General features: G+C 60.7%; 24 protein-coding genes and 3 tRNA genes. 21 read left to right on the top strand and 6 right to left on the bottom strand.

From position 1 onward, the window contains the following. Nucleotides 1–179 precede the first annotated feature (179 nt). Both ACPFMA_RS22320 and ACPFMA_RS22315 read right to left on the bottom strand, forming a co-directional pair. Nucleotides 180–256, bottom strand: a tRNA-Met gene (locus tag ACPFMA_RS22320). A 135-nt stretch (nt 257–391) separates the two neighbouring features. Beyond that, a tRNA-Met gene (locus ACPFMA_RS22315) sits at nt 392–468 on the bottom strand. Between the two features lie 212 nt (nt 469–680). Here ACPFMA_RS22315 and dinB point away from each other — a divergent pair. Next, entirely contained in the window at nt 681–1,745 is a 1,065-nt protein-coding gene (gene dinB / locus ACPFMA_RS22310; RefSeq protein ID WP_064302310.1) for a DNA polymerase IV, read from the top strand. Between the two features lie 45 nt (nt 1,746–1,790). Here dinB and ACPFMA_RS22305 read toward each other — a convergent pair whose 3' ends face one another. The 3 genes from ACPFMA_RS22305 to ACPFMA_RS22295 form a co-directional block, all read right to left on the bottom strand. After that, nucleotides 1,791–2,744 carry a hypothetical protein gene (locus ACPFMA_RS22305; RefSeq protein WP_064302309.1) on the bottom strand — a complete coding sequence of 318 codons (954 nt, stop codon included), beginning with the start codon at nt 2,742–2,744 and terminating at the stop codon, nt 1,791–1,793. A gap of 20 nt (nt 2,745–2,764) precedes the next feature. Beyond that, nucleotides 2,765–4,480 (bottom strand): proline--tRNA ligase, encoded by a 1,716-nt coding sequence (locus tag ACPFMA_RS22300; protein WP_009402134.1) that lies wholly within the window; start codon nt 4,478–4,480, stop codon nt 2,765–2,767. A gap of 165 nt (nt 4,481–4,645) precedes the next feature. Further along, complete coding sequence (locus ACPFMA_RS22295; protein ID WP_420057943.1) at nt 4,646–5,947, bottom strand: OprD family porin; 1,302 nt, start codon at nt 5,945–5,947, stop codon at nt 4,646–4,648. Nucleotides 5,948–6,728: 781 nt separating this feature from the next. On the opposite strand from ACPFMA_RS22295, the gene ACPFMA_RS22290 reads away from it, so the two are divergent. Then, nucleotides 6,729–7,154, top strand: a complete 426-nt coding sequence (locus ACPFMA_RS22290) for an HIT family protein (protein WP_064302307.1) — start codon at nt 6,729–6,731, stop codon at nt 7,152–7,154. 3 nt (nt 7,155–7,157) lie between these two features. Further along, nucleotides 7,158–7,364: a SlyX family protein gene (locus ACPFMA_RS22285; protein ID WP_009402128.1), complete on the top strand. Its 207-nt coding sequence runs from the start codon at nt 7,158–7,160 to the stop codon at nt 7,362–7,364. 70 nt (nt 7,365–7,434) lie between these two features. Here ACPFMA_RS22285 and ACPFMA_RS22280 read toward each other — a convergent pair whose 3' ends face one another. Then, nucleotides 7,435–8,025 (bottom strand): cold-shock protein, encoded by a 591-nt coding sequence (locus tag ACPFMA_RS22280; RefSeq protein ID WP_037061086.1) that lies wholly within the window; start codon nt 8,023–8,025, stop codon nt 7,435–7,437. Nucleotides 8,026–8,327: 302 nt separating this feature from the next. Between ACPFMA_RS22280 and ACPFMA_RS22275 the strand changes: the two genes are divergently transcribed. From ACPFMA_RS22275 to ACPFMA_RS22190, 18 genes are all read left to right on the top strand, one after another. Continuing rightward, nucleotides 8,328–8,801, top strand: coding sequence for a Dps family protein (locus ACPFMA_RS22275; RefSeq protein WP_009402123.1), 474 nt, complete (start codon nt 8,328–8,330; stop codon nt 8,799–8,801). A 259-nt stretch (nt 8,802–9,060) separates the two neighbouring features. Then, nucleotides 9,061–9,414, top strand: a complete 354-nt coding sequence (locus ACPFMA_RS22270) for a ribbon-helix-helix domain-containing protein (RefSeq protein ID WP_009402121.1) — start codon at nt 9,061–9,063, stop codon at nt 9,412–9,414. Between the two features lie 113 nt (nt 9,415–9,527). Continuing rightward, a complete protein-coding gene (locus tag ACPFMA_RS22265; RefSeq protein WP_009402119.1) occupies nt 9,528–9,743 on the top strand; it encodes an FmdB family zinc ribbon protein in 216 nt (71 codons plus the stop codon). A 119-nt stretch (nt 9,744–9,862) separates the two neighbouring features. Then, nucleotides 9,863–11,638 carry an aspartate--tRNA ligase gene (aspS, locus tag ACPFMA_RS22260; RefSeq protein ID WP_064302372.1) on the top strand — a complete coding sequence of 592 codons (1,776 nt, stop codon included), beginning with the start codon at nt 9,863–9,865 and terminating at the stop codon, nt 11,636–11,638. Between the two features lie 122 nt (nt 11,639–11,760). Beyond that, the gene (locus ACPFMA_RS22255) at nt 11,761–12,507 is read left to right on the top strand and encodes a YebC/PmpR family DNA-binding transcriptional regulator (RefSeq protein ID WP_009402115.1); all 747 of its coding nucleotides are present in this window, start codon (nt 11,761–11,763) and stop codon (nt 12,505–12,507) included. A gap of 80 nt (nt 12,508–12,587) precedes the next feature. Further along, nucleotides 12,588–13,112, top strand: a complete 525-nt coding sequence (ruvC, locus tag ACPFMA_RS22250) for a crossover junction endodeoxyribonuclease RuvC (RefSeq protein WP_009402113.1) — start codon at nt 12,588–12,590, stop codon at nt 13,110–13,112. Between the two features lie 66 nt (nt 13,113–13,178). Beyond that, nucleotides 13,179–13,787 (top strand): Holliday junction branch migration protein RuvA, encoded by a 609-nt coding sequence (ruvA, locus tag ACPFMA_RS22245; protein WP_009402111.1) that lies wholly within the window; start codon nt 13,179–13,181, stop codon nt 13,785–13,787. Beyond that, nucleotides 13,788–14,840 (top strand): Holliday junction branch migration DNA helicase RuvB, encoded by a 1,053-nt coding sequence (gene ruvB, locus ACPFMA_RS22240; protein ID WP_009402109.1) that lies wholly within the window; start codon nt 13,788–13,790, stop codon nt 14,838–14,840. A gap of 124 nt (nt 14,841–14,964) precedes the next feature. Beyond that, complete coding sequence (ybgC, locus tag ACPFMA_RS22235) at nt 14,965–15,420, top strand: tol-pal system-associated acyl-CoA thioesterase (protein WP_009402107.1); 456 nt, start codon at nt 14,965–14,967, stop codon at nt 15,418–15,420. Between the two features lie 2 nt (nt 15,421–15,422). Next, on the top strand, nt 15,423–16,118 hold the full coding sequence (gene tolQ, locus ACPFMA_RS22230; RefSeq protein WP_009402105.1) for a protein TolQ: 696 nt from the start codon (nt 15,423–15,425) through the stop codon (nt 16,116–16,118). 14 nt (nt 16,119–16,132) lie between these two features. After that, nucleotides 16,133–16,585, top strand: coding sequence for a protein TolR (gene tolR, locus ACPFMA_RS22225; RefSeq protein ID WP_009402103.1), 453 nt, complete (start codon nt 16,133–16,135; stop codon nt 16,583–16,585). Next, nucleotides 16,585–17,673: a cell envelope integrity protein TolA gene (gene tolA, locus ACPFMA_RS22220; protein WP_009402101.1), complete on the top strand. Its 1,089-nt coding sequence runs from the start codon at nt 16,585–16,587 to the stop codon at nt 17,671–17,673. Before tolR ends, tolA begins: the two co-directional genes overlap by 1 nt. 47 nt (nt 17,674–17,720) lie before the next feature. Further along, nucleotides 17,721–18,971 carry a Tol-Pal system beta propeller repeat protein TolB gene (gene tolB, locus ACPFMA_RS22215; protein ID WP_205346411.1) on the top strand — a complete coding sequence of 417 codons (1,251 nt, stop codon included), beginning with the start codon at nt 17,721–17,723 and terminating at the stop codon, nt 18,969–18,971. Nucleotides 18,972–19,023: 52 nt separating this feature from the next. Further along, nucleotides 19,024–19,521, top strand: a complete 498-nt coding sequence (pal, locus tag ACPFMA_RS22210) for a peptidoglycan-associated lipoprotein Pal (RefSeq protein ID WP_003178634.1) — start codon at nt 19,024–19,026, stop codon at nt 19,519–19,521. Between the two features lie 6 nt (nt 19,522–19,527). Further along, a complete protein-coding gene (ybgF, locus tag ACPFMA_RS22205; RefSeq protein ID WP_425928768.1) occupies nt 19,528–20,355 on the top strand; it encodes a tol-pal system protein YbgF in 828 nt (275 codons plus the stop codon). Nucleotides 20,356–20,512: 157 nt separating this feature from the next. Next, on the top strand, nt 20,513–21,160 hold the full coding sequence (gene queE / locus ACPFMA_RS22200; protein ID WP_064302303.1) for a 7-carboxy-7-deazaguanine synthase QueE: 648 nt from the start codon (nt 20,513–20,515) through the stop codon (nt 21,158–21,160). A gap of 14 nt (nt 21,161–21,174) precedes the next feature. Then, a complete protein-coding gene (gene queC, locus ACPFMA_RS22195; protein ID WP_064302302.1) occupies nt 21,175–21,849 on the top strand; it encodes a 7-cyano-7-deazaguanine synthase QueC in 675 nt (224 codons plus the stop codon). Between the two features lie 61 nt (nt 21,850–21,910). Then, nucleotides 21,911–21,986, top strand: a tRNA-Lys gene (locus ACPFMA_RS22190). The last annotated feature ends 254 nt before the right edge of the window (nt 21,987–22,240 follow it).

Below are 22,240 nucleotides of genomic sequence, written 5' to 3'. Positions count from 1 at the left end.
CAGTCAATTTACCAATCCCTATGGAAAAATAATGTCTGAATATTACTAGCGTTCAGGCGGATCCGTGCCGGTCATGATAGTTAAAGAATATTTACGTTGCCGGCGCCAGGGCGAGAGGTGGGGGAATTTTCCCGCGCAAACGAAAAAGGCCAATCTTTCGATTGGCCTTTTTCTGTATCTGGTTGCGGGAGCCGGATTTGAACCGACGACCTTCGGGTTATGAGCCCGACGAGCTACCAGGCTGCTCCATCCCGCGTCTGATGGGTGCGCATTCTACAGCCTTGCTTCCTGCTGTCAATGCTTAATTGTTGATTTTCCTGAAAAACCTGATGCTGGCCAAATCGCAGGCAAATGAAAAAGGCCAATCTTTCGATTGGCCTTTTCCTGTATCTGGTTGCGGGAGCCGGATTTGAACCGACGACCTTCGGGTTATGAGCCCGACGAGCTACCAGGCTGCTCCATCCCGCGCCTGTGGGATCGAATTCTACAGGGATGCGTTTCCCTGTCAAGCAAAAGCTGAAAAAAATCCTTTTTTCTTCAAATGGTTAGCATTCTGGGAGGGGCCTGGGCCCGGCGGCGGGGCACGCACCGCGCTGATCGGGGCGGTATAGAGGGGTGATGCGGTCGGGCAAGGCGAGTGAGATACTGCGCGTACGATTTTTCCGCATTAACGGTCATACATGCGCCAACGCAAGATCATTCATATCGACTGCGATTGCTTTTACGCGGCCATCGAGATGCGTGACGACCCGCGCCTGGCCGGGCGGCCACTTGCCGTTGGTGGCTCGGCCGAGCGTCGTGGCGTGATTGCCACCTGCAACTATGAGGCCCGGGCCTTCGGCGTGCGCTCGGCGATGTCGTCGCGGCACGCCTTGGGTCTATGCCCGGACCTGCTGATCGTCAAGCCGCGCATGGATGCCTATAAGGACGCGTCGCGGGAGATCCACAACGTTTTTCGCGAATACACCGACCTTATCGAGCCGCTGTCGCTGGATGAAGCCTATCTGGATGTCAGCGACAGCGAGCGCTGTTCGGGTAGTGGCACGCTGATCGCCCAGGATATCCGGCGCAAGATCGCCCAGCGCCTGCATATCACCGTTTCCGCCGGAGTGGCGCCCAACAAGTTCCTGGCCAAGATCGCCAGCGACTGGCGCAAGCCCAACGGCTGCTTCGTGATCACCCCGGCGGAGGTGGAAGGCTTCGTCGCAGGCTTGCCGGTAAGCAAGCTGCACGGCGTGGGCAAGGTTACCGCGGACAAGCTGCATCGCCTGGGCATCGTGACTTGCCTCGACCTTCGTCAGTGGGAGCGATTGGCGCTGGTAAGGGAGTTCGGCGGGTTTGGCGAGCGCCTGTTCAATCTGGCCCGCGGTATCGATGAGCGCCCGGTACAGAACGACAGCCGGCGCCAGTCCATCAGCGTGGAAAACACCTACGATCAGGATTTGCCGGATCTGGCCAGTTGCCTGGAGAAGCTTCCGGAATTGCTTGAATCGCTCAATGGCCGCATGCAGCGAATCGACAGCAGCTATCGGCCTGGCAAGCCATTCGTCAAGGTCAAGTTCCATGATTTCAGCCAGACCACCCTGGAGCAGGCGGGGGCAGGGCGAGACTTGCACAGTTACCAGCAGTTGCTCGGCCAGGCCTTCGCTCGCGGTGGGCGGCCGGTTCGCCTGCTGGGGATCGGCGTGCGCTTGCAGGACCTGCGCGGCGCTCATGAACAGTTGGAGCTGTTTCCCGCCTCCTGAAATGCAAAAAGCACCTTAACGGTGCTTTTGCGGAGGGTATTTCACTCACTGGGCGGCAGGATCTGCGACCAGGCGATGCGCATCCTTTCTCAGCGACTGCAGGAATTCCTGTTGCAACTCCGGATCGTTGCGGGTCAGCTCGATCAGGCTCTGTTCCAGTTCGCTGGCTTCCTCTTCCAGGCCCAGGTCCGACAGGCGCTTGACCCGGTGCACCCACTGGCTGACATCGTCGTCCTCGAGGTCGTCGAAGATCAGGTCATGGGCTTCTACCAGTTTGTTGCGCAGGGTGCCGCTCACCAGCAGGCTGGCGTCGGCGCGTACCGCACTGTCGTCATCGACTACCGACAGGTGAAGGGTGCCGACGTGAGTCAGGTTCTGTTCGCTGAACGGGCTGTCCAGCAGGTTCAGGCGCAGGACGCCATTGCGATCGGTGGTCAGCTCGTAGGTGCTCTTGCCAGCCTTCACCTCGACCGGCCGCTCGCTCCAGGGAACGCTGCTGTATTCCTGGCGCTTGTCCTTCTGCACTTCATCGATGCCGGCCAGGTTCTGCTGCGCCCGGCCATTGGACTGCACGTTCATGAACGGGTTGAGGCCGGCGATGCCATAACTGAGCCAGTCATGAGTGACGCTGTCGGGAAGGTTGCCCAGGGCGAAAACGTTCACCACGTTGGCGCCGACCCCGGCGACCACCGCCACCGCACCCAGCGGAATCTCGTAGATTTCCCGCCAGGGTTGATACGGGGTGTAGCGATCGTAGCGGCGGGTCACTTCGAATTCGGTCACTTCGAAGTTCTTCTGCTCATGGATGCGCACACGGCGTTGCGGCAGCTCGAGTACCTTGGGCTCTCCGACATCGATCTGCAGGCTGTGCTCGAGCAGCTTGCGCTCGATGCGTTCCTCGTGGTCGCTGCGCTGCGACATCTGGTTGGCGCAACCGCCCAGGAGCAGGGCGCCGCACAAGGCGGCGCCGCCGAAGGTAAAGGTACTTCGCTTGAACATGGCTACTCTGGCATTGGCTATCAGCGACGGATGCGGGCTTGCAGGAACGATACGACGTCCGCCACGGGCAGGGCCTGGGCCTCGCTCTCGGTGCGGTGCTTGTACTCCAGCTTGCCCTCGGCCAGGCCGCGATCGCTGACGACGATACGGTGCGGAATGCCGATCAGTTCCATGTCGGCGAACTTGATGCCAGGGCTGGTCTTCTTGTCGCGATCGTCGAGCAGCACGTCGAAGCCGGCGGCGGTCAGTTCGGCGTACAGCTTGTCGGTGGCCGCACGGACTTCCTCGGTTTCATAGCGCAGCGGTACCAGGGCGATATGGAAGGGCGCCAGCGCGTCGCTCCAGATGATGCCCTTGTCGTCGTAGTTCTGCTCGATGGCGGCAGCGACCACGCGGGAAACGCCGATGCCGTAGCAGCCCATGGTCAGGGTGACCGGCTTGCCGTTTTCGCCCAGGACCTGGCACTTCAGCGCTTCGCTGTACTTGGTGCCCAGCTGGAAGATATGACCCACTTCGATACCACGCTTGATCTGCAGGGTGCCCTTGCCGTCCGGGCTAGGGTCGCCTTCGACCACATTGCGCAGGTCGGCGACTTCCGGAACCGGCAGATCGCGTTCCCAGTTCACGCCGAAGTAGTGCTTGTCATCGATGTTGGCGCCGATGGCGAAGTCGCTCATCAGGGCGACCGAACGGTCGATGATGCAGGTCAGCGGCAGGTTCAGCGGGCCGAGGGAGCCGGCGCCGGCGCCAATGGCTGCACGCAGCTCTTCTTCGTTGGCCATGACCAGCGGTTCGGCGACCTGGGGCAGCTTGGTCGCCTTGATTTCGTTGAGCTCGTGGTCACCACGGACCACCAGTGCCACCAGCTTGCCTTCTTCCGCGCCATGCACGATCAGGGTCTTGATGGTGCGCTCGATCGGCACGCCAAAGCCTTCGACCAGGGCGGCGATGGTCTTGGTGTTCGGGGTATCGACCAGTCGCAGGGCTTCGGTCGGCGCAGGGCGCACGGTTTCCCGCGGGATGGCCTCGGCTTTTTCGATGTTGGCGGCGTAGTCGGAGCTGTCGCTGAAGATCACGTCGTCTTCACCGGACTCGGCCAGCACATGGAACTCGTGGGAGTAGCTGCCGCCGATGGAGCCGGTATCGGCCTGCACCGGACGGAAGTTCAGGCCCAGGCGGGTGAACACGTTGCAGTAGGCCTGGTGCATGCGGTCGTAGGTTTCCTGCAGGGAAGCCTGGTCGGCATGGAAGGAGTAGGCGTCCTTCATGATGAATTCGCGGCCGCGCATCAGGCCGAAGCGCGGACGGATCTCGTCGCGGAACTTGGTCTGGATCTGGTACATGTTCAGCGGCAGCTGCTTGTAGCTGCTCAGCTCGTTGCGCGCCAGGTCGGTGATGACCTCTTCGTGGGTCGGGCCGACGCAGAATTCGCGGTTATGGCGGTCTTTCAGGCGCAGCAGCTCGGGGCCGTACTGTTCCCAGCGACCGGACTCCTGCCACAGTTCAGCCGGCTGGATGGCCGGCATCAGCACTTCCAGGGCACCGGCGGCGTTCATTTCCTCGCGAACCACGGCTTCGACCTTGCGCATCACGCGCAGGCCCATCGGCAGCCAGGTATACAGGCCGGAGGCGAGCTTGCGGATCATGCCGGCACGCAGCATGAGCTGGTGGCTGATGACGACCGCGTCGGAAGGGGTTTCTTTCTGTGTGGCGAGCAAATATTGACTGGTGCGCATGATAGGCCGTTGTCGGTTGCTTAACTGAAATGACCCCGCATTGTACGGGGGGGAATCGGTAACGTATAGGACGCAGGAAACCTAATCTGTCGTAAGTCGATGACACAAATGAAAAAGCCCGGCAGGGCCGGGCTTCTTCGTACTGAGGTCTGCGGGCCGGGAGGCTTACAGGATGCTCAGTGGGTACTCGACGATCAGGCGCAGATCGTTGTTGTCCGAGGCGTAGATGTTTTCATACGCATCGTTGGCACGGTACACGGCGTAGCGAACGCGGAAGGACAGGTCTTTGGCCGGGCCTTCCTGCAGAACGTACTTGGTCTCGAAGTTCCACTCGTGCTCTTTGCCTTCACCCTCTGCGGTTTCGATGTTGTCACCGTATACGTAGCGAGTCATGAAGCTCAGGCCCGGCACGCCGTAGGAGGCCATGTTCAGGTCGTAGCGAGCTTGCCAGGATTTCTCTTCCTGACCAACGAAGTCGGAGATCTGGATCGAGTTGGCAACGAAGACCGTGCCGTTACCGTCTACGCCGTAGTTGTAGCCGGTGTCGCCGCTGGAACGCTGGTAGGCCAGGGTGAATTTATGGCCTTCCAGGCTATAGGCTGCTGCCAAGCTCCAGATCTTGTTGTCCTGTTCGCCAGACAGCGCTTTGCCGTCATCCTTGGTGCGATAGGCGTTGAAGTCGAAGTTCAGTGCCTGTTTGTCACCCAGTGGAGTGGTCAGGTTCAGGTTGACATATTGTTTCTTGAAGTGATCTTCGACATCCGACGCGGCGAGTGTGCCAGTGAAGTTGTCGGTGAAGGCATAGGTTGCGCCGGCAATGTTGGCGGCGGTCAGGCCTGGGAGGCCTTTGCCCCGAATGCTGTCGTGACCCATGCCGGTCTGGGAGCTCAGCGAGGTGAAGCGACCGGCGCTCAGTTCAAGGCCTTTGATCTCTTTGCTGGTGATCAAGGTGCCGCGAGCCAGTTCAGGCATCAGCCGGCTGTCGTCGGTTGCGAAGACCGGGCTGGCGACGAACTGGTCACCAATTTTCAGTGTGGTATCGGAGATGCGGAATTTCGCTGCAGCGCCGGCCTTGCCTTGGGATTTCTCTGGTTTTCCGTCGCTGTCAGAGCGGAACAGGCCATTGCCTTGACGACCTTCGCCACCATCGAAGCGGACGGAGCCCATGCCGATCACGTCAAGGCCCACTCCGACGGTGCCTTGTGTAAAGCCGGACTCGAAAACACCCAGCAGCGATGCGCCGCTATCTTCACGGTAGCCGCTCTTGTAACCGCTGGCCTTGCTGAGATCTTCAATGTTGCCTGCACCGTGCTTGAAGTCACGGTTCATGTACATGGCGCGGGTTTTGACATTCAGGGTGCTATCTTCAACGAAACCCTTGGATTCGTCCTGCGAGGACGCTACAGCCAGTTGCGAGGTCCCGGCAGCTACGGCCAGGGCGATCATGCTCCACTTCATCACGCGCATCGTGATTTGCTCCTTTGGTTTTTAGGAAGATTGCTGCTGCCCCACCTGGTTTTTTTATCGGGGCTGCTCTTTCTTGTTTGAGTCGGCGGAAATGTATATCACGCTGACTGTCATTAGCGATACTTGCGAATTGAACCTTTCGGTAACTTTACGGTCGTGTCGCAAATACTTATATCCATGTCGCAAATTACGTTCCGCGTAGGACGGATCGTACAACTCCAGCGCTGTTTCGGTCGGACCCGGGACCATGCTTCATAACCCTGGATCCGCGATCCCCAAACTCCCTGGTCGCCCGTGCAGCTGTTGTTATTTGTCGCACCCCGGCTGTGTATGCAGACGACATGCCGACCATGCCAAGGTGCAATGCAACAAGCGTGCTCAAAGCCGCCAAGTGTTGACGAAATTTTCACTTTTTCCAGTCCGGCACCGGAAAAGGTCCGAAAAACCGGGGCTCAAAGAACGCTCCGCTCTTTTGTCGGTATTTTTCTGGAATAAGGGAAAAATCGACCTCGAAGTCAGAACGTTACCGTCGCAGGGCCTTGAGTGGGTAGTTTGTGGATGTCCGGCGCTCCTCGGTAGGTCGCGAAGCGCCATTTTGGTGCGGAAAGTAGCATTTTGTTACCGATGCCCTGAAACACGGGGTGAAACGCTTCGGCGGTCCGGTTTTGCGGGCTGCTTTTCGGTGCTTCGTTGTCCGCCCGTGCCCGATACCGGTAACAGGAGTATCCTGCGCTCCTATGTCGCGCAGGTGGGCTGCACTGAATGATGAGGAGATTGCCCCGTGTTTGCATTGGATTCGCGTCTTGAACAAGACACTTTCGCATTGGGGGACTTTCCTCTTTGCCGTTTGTTACTTAGTAAGGATGCTAACTATCCCTGGTTCATCCTGGTGCCCCGTCGCCCTGGCATCAGTGAAATATTTCAATTGGATGACAGTGACCGCCTGCAACTTTGGAAGGAAACCGATTTCCTGAGTAAAACGCTTGGGGAATGTTTTGCCGCAGACAAGATGAATGTGGCCGCGCTGGGTAATGTCGTCAGCCAGCTACATATGCATGTGATCGTTCGCCGTCGTAATGACGCTGCATGGCCGGCGCCGGTTTGGGGGCAAAAACCTGCAATCGGATATACGGCCGATCAGTTGAATGAAGTCCGCCAGCGCATCGCGGCAGTACTGGGTGATGACTTCCGGTTCGTGGAGGCTTGAGCAATGAACCTTGAAGAGCGGGTAATGGAGTTGGAGAGTCGTCTGGCCTTCCAGGATGACACGTTGCTGGCCCTGAACGATGTGATCGTCGAGCAGCAGCGTGTCGTGGAGCGCCTGCAGTTGCAGATGGCCGCCCTGCTCAAACGCTATGAGGAGGTGATGGGGCAATATGGGGCAGGCGAAGAGGAAGCGCCGCCGCCGCATTACTGAAGTTTCCTCCATGAAAAAGCCGCGACAGCCTACAAGGCTTCGCGGCTTTTTCGTTTGCAGCGGTCAGTGATCAGCGGCGAGGTGCAGCGATCACGTCTTCGGCCTGCAGCCCCTTGTCCCGATTCATGACCGAGAACTCGACACGCTGGCCTTCGACCAATACCCGGTGGCCTTCGCCGCGAATCGCGCGGAAGTGCACGAAGATATCGTCTCCCGAGTCCCGGGAAATGAAGCCGAAGCCCTTGGACGTGTTGAACCACTTTACCGTGCCGGTATCGCGGTTGCTCATGTCGTACTGGGTGTTGCCGGTGCTGCGGGCCTTGGGCTGGCTCATGAAGCCGGCACCGAGGTGAAGCACCGCGGCGAGCAGCGCAACCAGCAGGGCGGCGAGGGCATCCATGTCGGGCAACGCCAGCAGCGCCAGCGCCTGCAGGATCACTGCAAGCACCAGGAATACGCTGGCGGCGATCTGCAGATACTGGCGTACGCCCTTGTAGTACTGCGGAACGATCGGGGCAAGGATCAGGTTGGCCAGGCCCAGGAGTGCCAGGTAGATGGCGTCGGGTTGTTGCAGATAGGGCGTGGTATCGGCCCTGAGGCTGGGTATGAAGGACAGCAGCAAGGCAGCTGCGCCCGTCAGGAGGTGGACGATCTTGAACATGTTGGTTTGGCTCGCATCATTATTCAGGCGGATCACAGTAAGAGCTGGAGCCACGGTGCGCGGTACATGGAAAAAGCGCAAAAGCGTGGCGTTTCCAGCCTATGCGCCATGGCGCTGAGACTTGGCCATGGCGGCACGCCGTCTATTTAACCGCAAAGCCCGGGGCTTCTCAAATCAGCGGGACGCCCGGCTCGCGAGGCCTGCAGCGCTGTGTCGCGGGGTCTGGGCTGCGCGCTGTGAAAACTCTTGATACAGTGACACCAGAGCGTTTGAACCGAAAAATCAGAGGAAGGAATTTTCAGATGGCAATCGATATCGGAATCAGCCAAGAAGATCGCAAGTCCATTGCCGACGGCCTGTCCCGCCTGCTTGCCGACACCTACGTGCTGTACCTGAAGACCCACAACTTCCATTGGAACGTGACCGGTCCCAGCTTCCGCACCCTGCACCTGATGTTCGAAGAGCAGTACAACGAACTGGCGCTGGCCGTCGACTCGATCGCCGAGCGGATCCGTGCCCTGGGCTTCCCGGCCCCCGGCACCTATGCCCAGTACCTGCGCCTGGCCTCGATCAAGGAAACCGAAGGTGTGCCGAGCTCGGACGAGATGATCAAGTACCTGGTCGAAGGCCAGGAGGCTGTTGTACGTACCGCCCGCAGCCTGTTTCCGTTGACCGACAAGGTCAGCGACGAGCCGACCGCCGATCTGCTGACCCAGCGCATGCAGGTCCACGAGAAGACTGCATGGATGCTGCGCGTCCTGCTCGAAGAGAAATGATTCACGGCTGACCTGTCCAGGTTAAGCACAAAACCCGGCGTCCTCGAAAAGGCGCCGGGTTTTTTGTGCCTGCCGGCCACGTTTCGCAAGGCCTGGAAGCGTTTTCTCCGGTTATCCGATAGGCCGCGGTTTGCTGATGCCTCCTACATCACGAGGGCGGTCGTCTGCTAGTGCAGCCGGATCCATCGGCGCTTCATGACGGGACGTGCGCGGTGCCTTCGCCCGCGCTTTCCTTCCTGTCCTGGTGAGTGGTGTGGCAATGTCCCGATCCCTGAATCAGAGCCTGTGCAAGCCCGGCGAGCCGCGGGGCATCGATATCGACCCGTTCGAGTCGGATTTCAACATGCAACTGGCCCAGCCCTTGTCGCGCTCGGTGCGACTGAACGGTTTCGCAACCTGCCTGCGCCTGGAAAACATCTATTGGGCCGTGCTGGAGCGGATTGCCCGGGCCAACGGCTGCACGGTCAACTCGGTGCTGTCCCATGTCGACCGGGAGGTTCATCTGCGCCATGGCGGGGTCAAGAACTTCAGCGGGCTGGTGCGGGTCATCTGCGTGGTGTTCCTGCTCAATGCGGCCGACGAGGCGGACGAGGAGGGCGATCCGGTCCGATGACCGTTCGCCACGCAGGTGTCGTCCGTGGGCTGCACAGCCCCGGCTAACCATATATAATCCCGCTTTTTACTGCGTGGCAGCGGTCCGCGCAGGACTCACCCGAGATACACCTCATGCCTCTGTACGACTATCAATGCGGTTCCTGCAGCCACCAGATGGAAGTGCTGCAGAAAATCAGCGCGGCGCCGCTGACCGACTGTCCCGCCTGCCAGCAGCCCGAACTGAAAAAGGTCCTGTCCGCCCCCGGTTTTCGCCTGAGCGGCAAGGGCTGGTACGAAACCGATTTCAAGACCGGTGCGAAAAAGAATCTGGCCGGCAACGGCGACTGAGTTGAACTGTACTGCCCGGGTCTTGCACTATTGACCCTTTGCGGCCGCCAGGGCCCGTACCCATCGTACAAGCCCGGGCCTGAACGAATTCACGAATGACGAGAAGCGAAACCACCATCATGATGCGCAGCCACTATTGCGGCCAACTGAACGAGAGCCTGGACGGTCAGGAAATCACCCTTTGCGGCTGGGTTCATCGTCGTCGCGACCACGGCGGGGTGATCTTCCTCGATATCCGCGATCGCGAAGGCATGGCCCAGGTCGTGTTCGATCCTGATCGCGCCGACAGCTTCGCCGCCGCCGATCGCGTGCGCAGCGAGTATGTGGTGAAGATCACCGGCCGCGTGCGCCTGCGTCCTGCCGGCGCGGTCAACCCGAACATGGCGTCGGGCGCCATCGAAGTGCTGGGCTACGACCTTGAAGTGCTGAACGAAGCGGAAACCCCGCCGTTCCCGCTGAACGAATACTCCGACGTCGGCGAGGAAACCCGCCTGCGCTATCGCTTCATCGACCTGCGTCGTCCGGAGATGGCCGAGAAACTGCGCCTGCGTTCGCGCATCACTTCGAGCATCCGCCGGTTCCTCGACGAGAACGGTTTCCTCGACGTCGAAACGCCGATCCTGACCCGCGCCACCCCGGAAGGTGCACGCGACTACCTGGTACCGAGCCGTACCCACGCCGGCAGCTTCTTCGCCCTGCCGCAATCGCCGCAGCTGTTCAAGCAGTTGCTGATGGTCGCCGGCTTCGACCGTTACTACCAGATCGCCAAGTGCTTCCGTGACGAAGACCTGCGTGCCGACCGCCAGCCCGAGTTCACCCAGATCGACATCGAGACCAGCTTCCTCGATGAGTCCGAGATCATGGGCCTGACCGAAAGCATGATCCGCAAGCTGTTCAAGGAAGTCCTGGACCTGGAATTCGGCGAATTCCCGCACATGACCTTCGAGGAAGCCCAGCGCCGCTACGGTTCCGACAAGCCTGACCTGCGTATCCCACTGGAACTGGTCGATGTCGCCGACCAGTTGAAGGATGTCGATTTCAAAGTGTTCGCCGGCCCGGCCAACGATCCGAAGTGCCGCGTTACCGCCCTGCGCCTGCCGGGCGGCGCGAGCATGCCGCGCAGCAAGATCGACGAGTACACCCGGTTCGTCGGCATCTACGGTGCCAAGGGCCTGGCCTACATCAAGGTCAACGAGCGCGCCAAGGGCGTCGAAGGCCTGCAGTCGCCGATCGTCAAGAACATTCCCGAGGCCAACCTGAACGTGATCCTGGATCGCGTCGGCGCGGTCGATGGCGACATCGTCTTCTTTGGTGCCGACAAGACCAAGATCGTCAGCGAGGCCCTGGGCGCGCTGCGTATCAAGCTGGGTGCCGACTTCAACCTGTACACCTGCGAGTGGGCGCCGATGTGGGTCGTCGACTTCCCGATGTTCGAGGAAAACGAAGACGGCAGCTTCACTGCGCTGCACCACCCGTTCACCGCACCGAAGTGCACCCCGCAAGAGCTGGAAGCCAACCCGGCTACCGCGCTGTCCCGCGCTTACGACATGGTGCTGAACGGTACCGAGCTGGGTGGCGGTTCGATCCGTATCCATCGCAAGGAAATGCAACAGGCGGTATTCCGTCTGCTGGGTATCGAGGCGGCGGAACAGGAAGAGAAATTCGGCTTCCTGCTCGACGCCCTGAAGTTCGGCGCACCGCCACACGGCGGCCTGGCCTTCGGTCTGGACCGCCTGGTCATGCTGATGACCGGCGCCCAGTCGATCCGTGAGGTGATCGCCTTCCCGAAAACCCAGAGCGCTGCCTGCGTCATGACCCAGGCCCCGGGCCTGGTCGATGCCAAGGCGCTGCGCGAGCTGCACATTCGCCTGCGTGAGCAGCAGAAGGCCGAGTAAGCCGGTCTGAAAGGCGCATCCCACGGGATGCGTCTTTGCTTTAAGGCACCCCGATTCAGTCGTGTCTTCCGCATCGGGCGGTAAGGCACTTGATTTTGTTTCAAGGATTTTTGGAGTCAGTTATGGCGGGTCATTCCAAGTGGGCGAACATCAAGCACCGCAAAGAGCGCCAGGATGCCAAGAGAGGCAAGATCTTCACCAAGTGGATTCGTGAGCTGACCGTCGCTGCCAAGCAGGGCGGTGGCGATCCTGCGTCCAACCCGCGTCTGCGCCTGGCGCTGGACAAGGCGCTGGGTGCGAACATGAGCCGCGACATCATCGACCGTGCCATTGCCCGTGGCGCTGGCACTGCCGAAGCGGACAACGTCGAGGAACTGAGCTATGAGGGCTACGGCCCGGGCGGCGTGGCGATCATGGTCGAGGCCATGACCGACAACCGCAACCGGACCGCAGCGGCCGTGCGTCATGCCTTCAGCAAGTGCGGCGGCAACCTCGGTACCGACGGCTCCGTCGCCTACCTGTTCGAACGCAAGGGGCAGATCAGCTTCGGCGAAGGCGTCGATGAAGACGCCCTGATGGAAGCGGCAATGGAAGCCGACGCCGATGACGTGGTCAGCAATGGCGACGGCTCCTTCGATGTGTTCACCTCGTTCGCCAGCTTCTATGCCGTGCGCAGCGCCCTGGAAGCCGCGGGCTTCAAGGCCTCTGACGCGGAAATCGTGATGCAGCCGACCACCAGCGCCGAGCTGGACCTGGACGGTGCGCAGAAGGTACTGAAGCTGATCGACATGCTGGAAGACCTGGACGACGTGCAAAACGTCTATTCCAATGCTGAAATTCCTGACGAGATCATGGAACAGCTCGGCTAAGGTTTTTCTGCATTGTCCGAGGCCGGTCCCGCCCTGGAGGCGGGGCCGGCTTTTTGTATGTGCAACACGGCGCAGGTGCAATGACTCTGATTCTTGGTATCGACCCCGGCTCGCGGATAACCGGTTACGGTGTGGTTCGCCATACCGGACGCGGCTGCGAGTACGTGGCGTCGGGATGCATCCGCACGGGCAGCGGCGAGCTGCATGAGCGCCTGCAAATCGTTTTTCGTGGCGTGAGCGAGATCATCCGTCAGCATGGCCCGGTAACCATGGGCATCGAGCGGGTGTTCATGGCTCGCAACGCCGATTCTGCGCTCAAGCTCGGCCAGGCCCGGGGCGCGGCCATAGTCGCGGCGGCCGAGGCCGGGCTGGAAATTGCCGAATACACGGCCAGCCAGGTCAAGCAGGCAGTGGCCGGCAGTGGCGGCGCGAACAAGGAGGCGGTGCAGATGATGGTTATGCATCTGCTCAAGCTGACGCAGAAGCCACAGATCGATGCCTCCGACGCCTTGGCCATCGCCCTGTGTCACGCCCATACCCGTTCCAGCCTGGTGCCGCACGGCCTGGGTGTGGCGCGCAGTCGCAACGGACGGCTGCGTCTCTGATAGCATCCCTGCTTTATATAGAAGCGCTGCCGGTTGACCGCGGCGCTCACGAGAAAGGATCCGAGCGTGATTGGACGTTTGCGCGGCACCCTGGCTGAAAAGCAGCCGCCGCACCTGATTGTCGACATCAATGGCCTCGGCTACGAGCTGGAAGTGCCGATGACGACCCTCTATCGCCTGCCGAAGGTGGGAGAAACCGTAACCTTGCACACGCACCTGATCGTGCGCGAGGATGCCCACCTGCTTTATGGCTTCTTTGAAAAGCGCGAGCGGGAGCTGTTCCGCGAATTGATCCGGCTCAATGGCGTCGGTCCCAAGCTGGCCCTGGCGCTGATGTCCGGCCTGGATGTCGATGAACTGGTGCGCTGTGTCCAGGCGCAGGATGCGTCGGCCTTGGTCAAGGTGCCGGGAGTCGGCAAGAAAACCGCCGAGCGTCTGCTGGTCGAGCTGAAGGATCGCTTCAAGGCCTGGGAGACGGTGCCGAGCATGTTCCAACTGGTGCCGAATGGTCCTGCGCCACTGGCGACCGTATCCAGCGCCGAAGCCGACGCGGTCAGCGCCCTGATTTCCCTGGGCTACAAACCCCAGGAGGCCAGCCGCGCGGTGGCCGCCGTGGATGCCAAGGGCCTGAGCAGCGAAGAGCTGATCCGGCGCAGCCTGAAAGGGATGATTTAAGTGATCGAAGCCGACCGTTTGATAACCGCCACCGGGCGCGACCGGGAAGAAGTCCAGGACCGGGCGATACGCCCGCTGCGCCTGGCCGAATACATCGGCCAGCCGGTGGTGCGCGAGCAGATGGCGCTGTTCATCCAGGCCGCGCGCAACCGTAGCGAATCTCTCGACCATACCCTGATCTTCGGCCCGCCGGGGTTGGGCAAGACCACCCTGGCCAATATCATCGCCCAGGAAATGGGCGTGTCGATCAAGAGCACGTCCGGGCCGATCCTGGAGCGTCCGGGCGACCTGGCCGCGCTGCTGACCAATCTCGAACCGCACGACGTGCTGTTCATCGACGAGATCCATCGCCTGTCGCCGGTGGTCGAGGAAGTGCTGTATCCAGCCATGGAAGACTTCCAGCTGGACATCATGATCGGCGAAGGGCCTGCGGCGCGCTCGATCAAGCTCGACCTGCCGCCATTCACCCTGGTCGGCGCCACCACCCGTGCCGGGATGCTGACCAATCCGCTGCGTGACCGATTCGGTATCGTCCAGCGTCTTGAGTTCTACAGCAACGCCGACCTGGCCACCATCGTCAGCCGTTCCGGCGGCATTCTCGGGCTGCCCATCGAGGAAGAGGGCGCCTTCGAAATTGCCCGCCGTGCCCGTGGAACGCCGCGGATCGCCAACCGTTTGTTGCGCAGGGTGCGCGATTACGCCGAAGTGCGCGGCAAGGGCGAGATCACCAAGGGCGTGGCGGATATGGCGCTGAACCTGCTGGATGTCGACGAGCGTGGCTTCGATCATCAGGACCGCCGCCTGTTGCTGACCATGATCGAGAAGTTCGATGGCGGCCCGGTAGGCGTGGACAGCCTGGCGGCGGCGATCAGCGAGGAACGCCACACCATCGAGGATGTGCTGGAGCCCTATCTGATCCAGCAGGGCTACATCATGCGTACGCCCCGGGGGCGGGTGGTGACCCGTCATGCCTATCTGCACTTCGGTCTGAACATTCCGAAACAGTTGGGTGAAGCATCCGGTAGCGATTTTTCTGATTCGGATGATGCGTGACAGATTTATCTTGCGGATTTGTGGTCCTAATCGCCGACTGGCCGTGACGGCGCTAGCAATACGACATGATCCGCAAAAACAGTTGGTTGGGCGGATTGGCAAGCTGAGGAGTTAGCACTAGAGTATGCGCGCGCAAAATGGGGTCGAGCCGTTCGCACATCGCTGTCGCGTTTATTACGAGGACACCGATGCGGGCGGCGTGGTGTATTACGTCAATTATCTGAAATTCATGGAGCGCGCCCGCACCGAAAGGCTGCGCGACCTGGGCTTTGCCCAGTCGCAACTGGCGCAGCAGAACACCTTGTTCGTGGTTCACTCCAGCGAAGCGCGCTACCACGCGCCGGCACGACTGGACGACGAATTGCGGGTGACCGCGCAAGTGCTTGAATTGAACCGTGCCAGCCTGCGCTTCGTGCAGCAGGTCTGGCGCGAAAGTGATGCAACGCTGCTCTGCGAAGGGCAGTTCCTGGTGGCCTGTGTGCGCGCCGATACCTTCAAACCCCGGGCTATTCCCCCCGAACTGCGAGCGGCCTTCGTCGAGGCGGGCAGTCCGGGCATTCATTCAAACGCAGGAGATTAAGCGTGGAAGCTAACGTCGTCGACCATACCTCCATGTGGAGCCTGGTCAGCAATGCCAGCATCGTGGTGCAGCTGGTCATGCTGGCACTGGTTGCCGCATCGGTGACTTCATGGATCATGATTTTTCAGCGCAGCACCATGCTGCGCGCCGGTCGTCGTGCCCTGGACAGCTTCGAAGAGCGCTTCTGGTCGGGTATCGACCTGTCCAAGCTGTATCGCCAGGCCGGGAGCAACCCCGATCCGGATTCCGGGGTCGAGCAGGTCTTCCGTGCCGGCTTCAAGGAGTTCTCCCGTCTGCGCCAGCAGCCGGGCGTGGATCCTGACGCGGTGATGGAAGGCGTCGGTCGTGCCATGCGCGTGGCCATCTCCCGCGAGGAAGAAAAACTCGAGCAGAGCCTGCCGTTCCTCGCCACCGTCGGCTCCACCAGCCCGTACATCGGCCTGTTCGGTACCGTCTGGGGCATCATGAACTCCTTCCGTGGCCTGGCCTCTGCACAACAGGCCACCCTGGCCACCGTTGCCCCGGGCATCGCCGAAGCGTTGATCGCCACCGCGATCGGCCTGTTCGCCGCGATTCCGGCGGTTATCGCCTACAACCGTTTCTCTGCCCGCAGTGAAGTGCTGATCGGTCGCTACTACACGTTCGCCGACGAGTTCCAGGCCATCCTGCACCGCAAAGTGCACACCAGCGAAGAGTGATCAGGTAGACACCCATGGCCCGAGTTCGCCAGAAACGCAAGCCGGTCGCCGAGATGAACGTGGTGCCCTACATCGATGTGATGTTGGTACTGCTGGTCATCTTCATGGTCACCGCACCCATGCTCAACCAGGGCGTGAAGGTCGATCTGCCCAAGGTTTCCAGCGAAGCCTTGCCGCAGGACAACAACGTCCAGGTCCTGACCATTTCGATCAAGGCCGACAAAACCTACTACTGGAACCTTGGCAGCGAAGTCGACACCGACAAGCAGATGGACAAGGCCATGACCTTGCCGCAAATGACCGACGCGGTGACCAAGATCATCGCCGCCGGCCGTGATCAGGGCAAACAGACCCAGGTCTTCATCCGTGGCGACAAGGCTGTCGACTATGGTGCGGTAATGGGCGCCATGGGCGGGTTGCAGAAGGCCGGTGTCGGTAACGTTGGCCTGATTACCGAGGCGCCCTGATGCAACAGCGAGAGCCATCCGCCTCGGAAAGCTACTTCTGGCCCAGCATCTGGGCCATCGCGCTGCACGTCCTGGTGTTCGGCATGCTGTTCGTCAGCTTCGCCATGACCCCTGAACTGCCGCCGTCCAAGCCTATCGTCCAGGCTACCCTGTACCAGCTGAAATCCAAGAGTCAGGCCACTACCCAGACCAATCAGAAGATTGCCGGGGAAGCGAAGAAGACCGCTTCGCGCCAGACCGAAGAAGAACAGATGGAGCAGAAGAAGGTCGAGCAGCAGAAACAGGAGGCTGTGAAGGCCGCGGAACAAAAGAAAGAAGAGGCGGCTCAAAAGGCCGAGGAAGCGCGCGCGGCTGCAGAAGCGAAGAAGGCCGAGCAGGCCAAGGCGGCTGACGAGGCGAAGAAGGCCGAGGCGGCGAAGAAAGCCGAGGAAGCCAAGAAGGCCGAAGAGAAGCAGCTCGCCGATATAGCCAAGAAGAAGGCCGAGGACGAAGCCAAGAAAAAGGCTGAAGAAGAGGCGAAGAAGCAAGCGGCTGAAGAGGCCAAGAAAAAAGCAGCCGAGGACGCCAAGAAGAAGGCCGCCGAGGACGCGAAGAAAAAAGCGGCCGCCGCTGAAGAAGCGAAGAAGAAGGCAGCCGAGGAAGCGAAGAAGAAAGCAGCAGCCGACGCGGCCAAGAAAAAGGCCACCGAGGCAGCCCGCAAGGCGGCGGAAGACAAGAAAGCCCAGGCCCTGGCCGAGCTGCTGTCCGACACCACCGAGCGCCAGCAGGCACTGGCGGACGAGCAGGGCGACCAGGTCGCCGGCGACTTCGACGACCTGATCCGGGCACGGGCAGCCGAAGGCTGGGCGCGACCACCTTCTGCGCGCAAGAACATGACAGTGGTCCTGCAGATCAACATGTTGCCCGATGGCACCATCACCAACGTCAGCGTCGCACGCTCCAGTGGTGACGGTCCGTTCGACAGCTCCGCCGTGGCGGCTGTCAAGAACATCGGGCGCCTGACCGAAATGCAGGGTTTGAAACCGAGCGAATTCAATCCGTATCGTTCATTCAAGATGACATTCACACCTGAGGACCTAGCCTTGTGATTAACCTTCTTAGAGGACTGCTGGTCGTTCTCTGCTGTGCAGCAGGGATGGCCAACGCAGAAGAAAAGAACATTCTGGTGACCAGCGGCAGCGACCGGGCCACCCCGATCGCCGTAGTGCCTTTCGGTCTGCAGGGCGGCAGCGTCCTGCCCGAGGACATGGCCGACATCATCGGCAATGACCTGCGCAACTCGGGTTACTACTCGCCGATTCCGCGGCAGAACATGATCAGCCAGCCGAGCCAGGCCAGCGAAGTCATCTTCCGCGACTGGAAAGCGCTGGGTGCGCAGTACGTGATGGTCGGCAGCATCGTGCCGGCGGGCGGTCGCCTGCAGGTGCAGTACGCGCTGTTCAACGTTGCCACCGAGCAGCAAGTGCTGACCGGCAGCGTTTCGGGCACCGTCGACCAGTTGCGCGACATGTCCCACTACATCGCCGACCAGTCGTTCGAGAAACTCACCGGCATCAAGGGCGCGTTCTCGACCCGCATGCTCTACGTGACGGCCGAGCGTTTCTCCGCCAACAGCACCCGCTACACCCTTCAGCGCTCCGACTACGACGGCGCTCGTGCAGTGACCCTGCTGCAATCCCGCGAGCCGATCCTGTCGCCACGCTTCGCGCCGGATGGCAAGCGCATCGCCTATGTGTCCTTCGAGCAGCGTCGCCCGCGTATCTTCGTGCAGCACATCGATACCGGCCGCCGCGAGCAGATCACCAACTTCGAAGGCCTGAACGGTGCTCCGGCCTGGTCGCCTGACGGCAACCGCCTGGCGTTCGTGCTGTCGCGCGACGGCAACCCGGAGATCTACGTGATGGACATGGGCTCGCGCCAGCTGACCCGTGTGACCAACAACCCGGCCATCGACACCGAGCCTTTCTTCGGCAAGGATGGTTCGACCCTGTACTTCACTTCGGACCGTGGCGGCAAGCCGCAAATCTACAAGACTACTATCGGCAGCGGCGGCGCCGAGCGCGTGACTTTCGTCGGCAACTACAACGCCAACCCGAAACTTTCGGCGGATGAAAAGACTCTGGTGATGATCCACCGCCAGGACGGTTTCACCAACTTCAAAGTGGCTGCGCAAGACCTGCAGCGCGGCAGTGTAAAGATCCTCACGGATACCAACCTTGATGAGTCTCCCACTGTTGCGCCAAACGGCACCATGCTAATCTACGCCACCCGCCAGCAGGGCCGGGGAGTCTTGATGCTCGTCTCTCTCAATGGACGCGTGAGGCTCCCGCTTCCTACCGCTCAAGGCGAAGTCAGAGAACCGTCCTGGTCCCCTTACCTGAACTGATGCGGCGATACACGTTTTACTTAACACACTGGGGTTCATTAGGAGTTTCACGATGGAAATGCTGAAGTTTGGTAAGTTTGCTGCGCTGGCTCTGGCCATGGCCGTAGCTGTAGGTTGCTCCTCGAAAGGCGGTGACAACGCTGGCGAAGGCGCTGTTGATCCAAACGCTGGCTACGGCGCCAACACCGGTGCTGTCGACGGCAGCCTGAGCGAAGAAGCTGCTCTGCGCGCAATCACCACCTTCTACTTCGAATACGACAGCTCGGACCTGAAGCCAGAAGCCATGCGCGCCCTGGACGTTCACGCCAAGGACCTGAAAGCCAACGGCGCTCGCGTCGTCCTGGAAGGCAACACCGACGAGCGCGGTACTCGCGAGTACAACATGGCTCTGGGCGAGCGTCGTGCCAAGGCCGTTCAGCGCTACCTGGTGCTGCAAGGCGTTTCCCCAGCCCAGCTGGAACTGGTTTCCTACGGCGAAGAGCGTCCAGTTGCCACCGGCAACGACGAGCAGTCCTGGGCTCAAAACCGTCGCGTCGAACTGCGTAAGTAATTCGATATGCGAGCGTGCCGTCGTGCTGTAACCGTCCTGGCTCTCGCCCTGCCTCTCATGGCAGCGGCCGAGGTTCCTGTTGTCGATGACAATGCTGGTGGATATAACAGCGCAAGCAGTTATCCGCCGGCAGGTTACGGTACGAACGGCGCCTACGCCGGGGGAGGGGTTTCGACCCCTGCCTCGGCGCAGGGCCAGCTTTTCATGCAGTTGCAACAAATGCAGGAACAGATCGATCGGCAGCAGAACACCATCGAGATCCTGCAGAATGAAGTATCCCGCCTGAAACAGGAGGGCCTGGAGCGTTACCAGGACCTGGATCGGCGTATCTCAAGCGGCGCGGCTCCGGCTCCGTCTGCAACCCCCGAGAATTCCGCTGACGGTGGCGCGACTGCGCCAGCCGCCGGCAACACTGCGGCAGCGGCCAACCAGCCGGCCGCAAGCAGCGAACCGGGTGATCCGGCGAAGGAAAAGCTGTACTACGATGCGGCGTTCGACCTGATCAAGGCCAAGGATTTCGACAAAGCCGCCCAGGCGTTCAATGCCTTCCTGCGCAAGTACCCGAACAGCCAGTATGCTGGCAACGCCCAATACTGGCTGGGTGAAGTGAACCTGGCCAAAGGCGACCTGCAAGGCGCAGGCCAGGCCTTCGCCAAGGTCAGCCAGCTGTATCCGAAGCACAACAAGGTGCCGGACTCGCTGTACAAGCTGGCCGACGTGGAGCGTCGTCTCGGTCATACCGATCGGGTCAAGGGCATCCTGCAGCAGGTGGTGACCCAGTATCCTGGTACTTCGGCTGCCCAGCTCGCCCAACGCGACCTGCAGAAGCTCTGAATCACAGCGTTTGAAAGAAACCCGCGCCTGTCGCGGGTTTTTTCGTTAGAATCTGCCCCCTTTTATTGAAACGCTGCCGCGAATAACGCTATGTCGAGTTCGCGGCGGTGCCTGACGGAGGCGGACAGCCTGTTCAGCTGTCCAGCCCGTGGCGACTATGCAAGACACATTACGCATCACCGAAGTCTTTTACTCTTTGCAGGGTGAAACGCGCACCGCTGGGCTGCCCACGGTATTCGTGCGTCTCACCGGCTGTCCGCTGCGCTGCCAGTACTGCGACAGCGCCTACGCCTTCAGTGGCGGCACTCTTCGCACCCTCGACTCGCTGCTGGAGCAGGTCGCCAGCTATCGCCCGCGCTACGTGTGTGTAACGGGTGGCGAGCCACTGGCCCAGCCGAACGTCATTCCCCTGCTGAAGCAGCTGTGTGACGCCGGCTACGAGGTCTCCCTGGAAACCAGTGGTTCGATGGATATCTCCGCCGTCGATGAGCGGGTCAGTCGCGTGGTGGACCTGAAGACCCCTGGTTCCGCCGAAGTCCACCGCAACCGCTACGAGAACATCGAACTGCTGACCGCCAACGACCAGGTCAAGTTCGTGCTTTGCTCGCGGGAGGACTACGACTGGGCGGTGTCCAAGCTGATCCAGTACGGGCTCGACAAGCGTGCCGGCGAAGTGCTGTTCTCGCCCAGCCACCATGAACTGAACGTCACTGATCTGGCTGACTGGATCGTCGCCGACAACCTGCCGGTTCGCTTGCAGATGCAGTTGCACAAACTGCTCTGGAACGATGAGCCGGGACGCTGAGAGGAGCTTCTGCAATGACTGAGAAACGTGCGGTAATTCTGCTGTCCGGCGGGCTGGATTCGGCCACTGTGGTCGCCATGGCAAAGGCCGAGGGCTACCAGTGCTACACCATGAGCTTCGATTACGGCCAGCGCCACCGCGCCGAGCTGGATGCCGCCGCCCGGGTCGCCCGTGACCTGGGTGTGGTGGAGCATAAGGTGATCGGCCTGAATCTCAACGGTATCGGCGGTTCGGCACTGACCGATAGCAGCATCGATGTTCCTGAGGCTCCCAGTGAAGGCATTCCGGTAACCTACGTGCCGGCGCGCAACACGGTGTTCCTGTCCCTGGCCCTAGGCTGGGCGGAAGTGCTGGAGGCACGGGATATCTTCATCGGTGTCAACGCCGTGGATTATTCCGGCTACCCTGACTGCCGTCCCGAGTTCGTCGAAGCCTTCGAGCGCATGGCCAACCTGGCGACCAAGGCTGGTGTGGAAGGGCAGGGGTTCCGCATCCAGGCACCCTTGCAGAACCTCAGCAAGGCACAAATCGTCCAGGCGGGAATCGCACGAGGAGTGGATTACAGCCTCACCGTGTCCTGCTACCAGGCGGACGATGACGGACGTGCCTGCGGCAAGTGCGATAGCTGCCGTCTGCGTGCCGAAGGCTTCGCAGCGGCCGGTATTCAGGACCCGACGCGATATTTTTAAATTATTTTGCGATGGGGTGTTGATTTCCCGTTAGAAATCAGTATTATACGCGCCATCCAACGGGTCGTTAGCTCAGTTGGTAGAGCAGTTGGCTTTTAACCAATTGGTCGTAGGTTCGAATCCTACACGACCCACCATTTCACAGCGGTTCGTGAGTACTAGAGAGGGGGGCTTGCCAGCCATTGTCTAGTCTTGCAGCCGTCTGGAGCGAACCTTAGGCGCGCTTCAGCGTGATGTCAATATGAAATAGCCCGCGGCCTGCACCGGTCTGCGGGCTTTTTCGTTTAGCTTTCCCAACACGCCGGCTAGCTGGACTGGCATGCTGCTCGCCTGTAGTGAAACGGGACAATCTCTTAAAGCACATCCGCTCAGCTGACGCAGATCGTCGATT

It is taken from the genome of Pseudomonas sp. NyZ201 (assembly GCF_049860765.1).
In the GTDB taxonomy this organism is placed as follows: Bacteria; Pseudomonadota; Gammaproteobacteria; order Pseudomonadales; family Pseudomonadaceae; genus Aquipseudomonas; species Aquipseudomonas bharatica.
The sequence above is the reverse complement of the archived record's forward strand: the minus strand, read 5'-3'. Positions and strand labels throughout refer to the sequence as shown.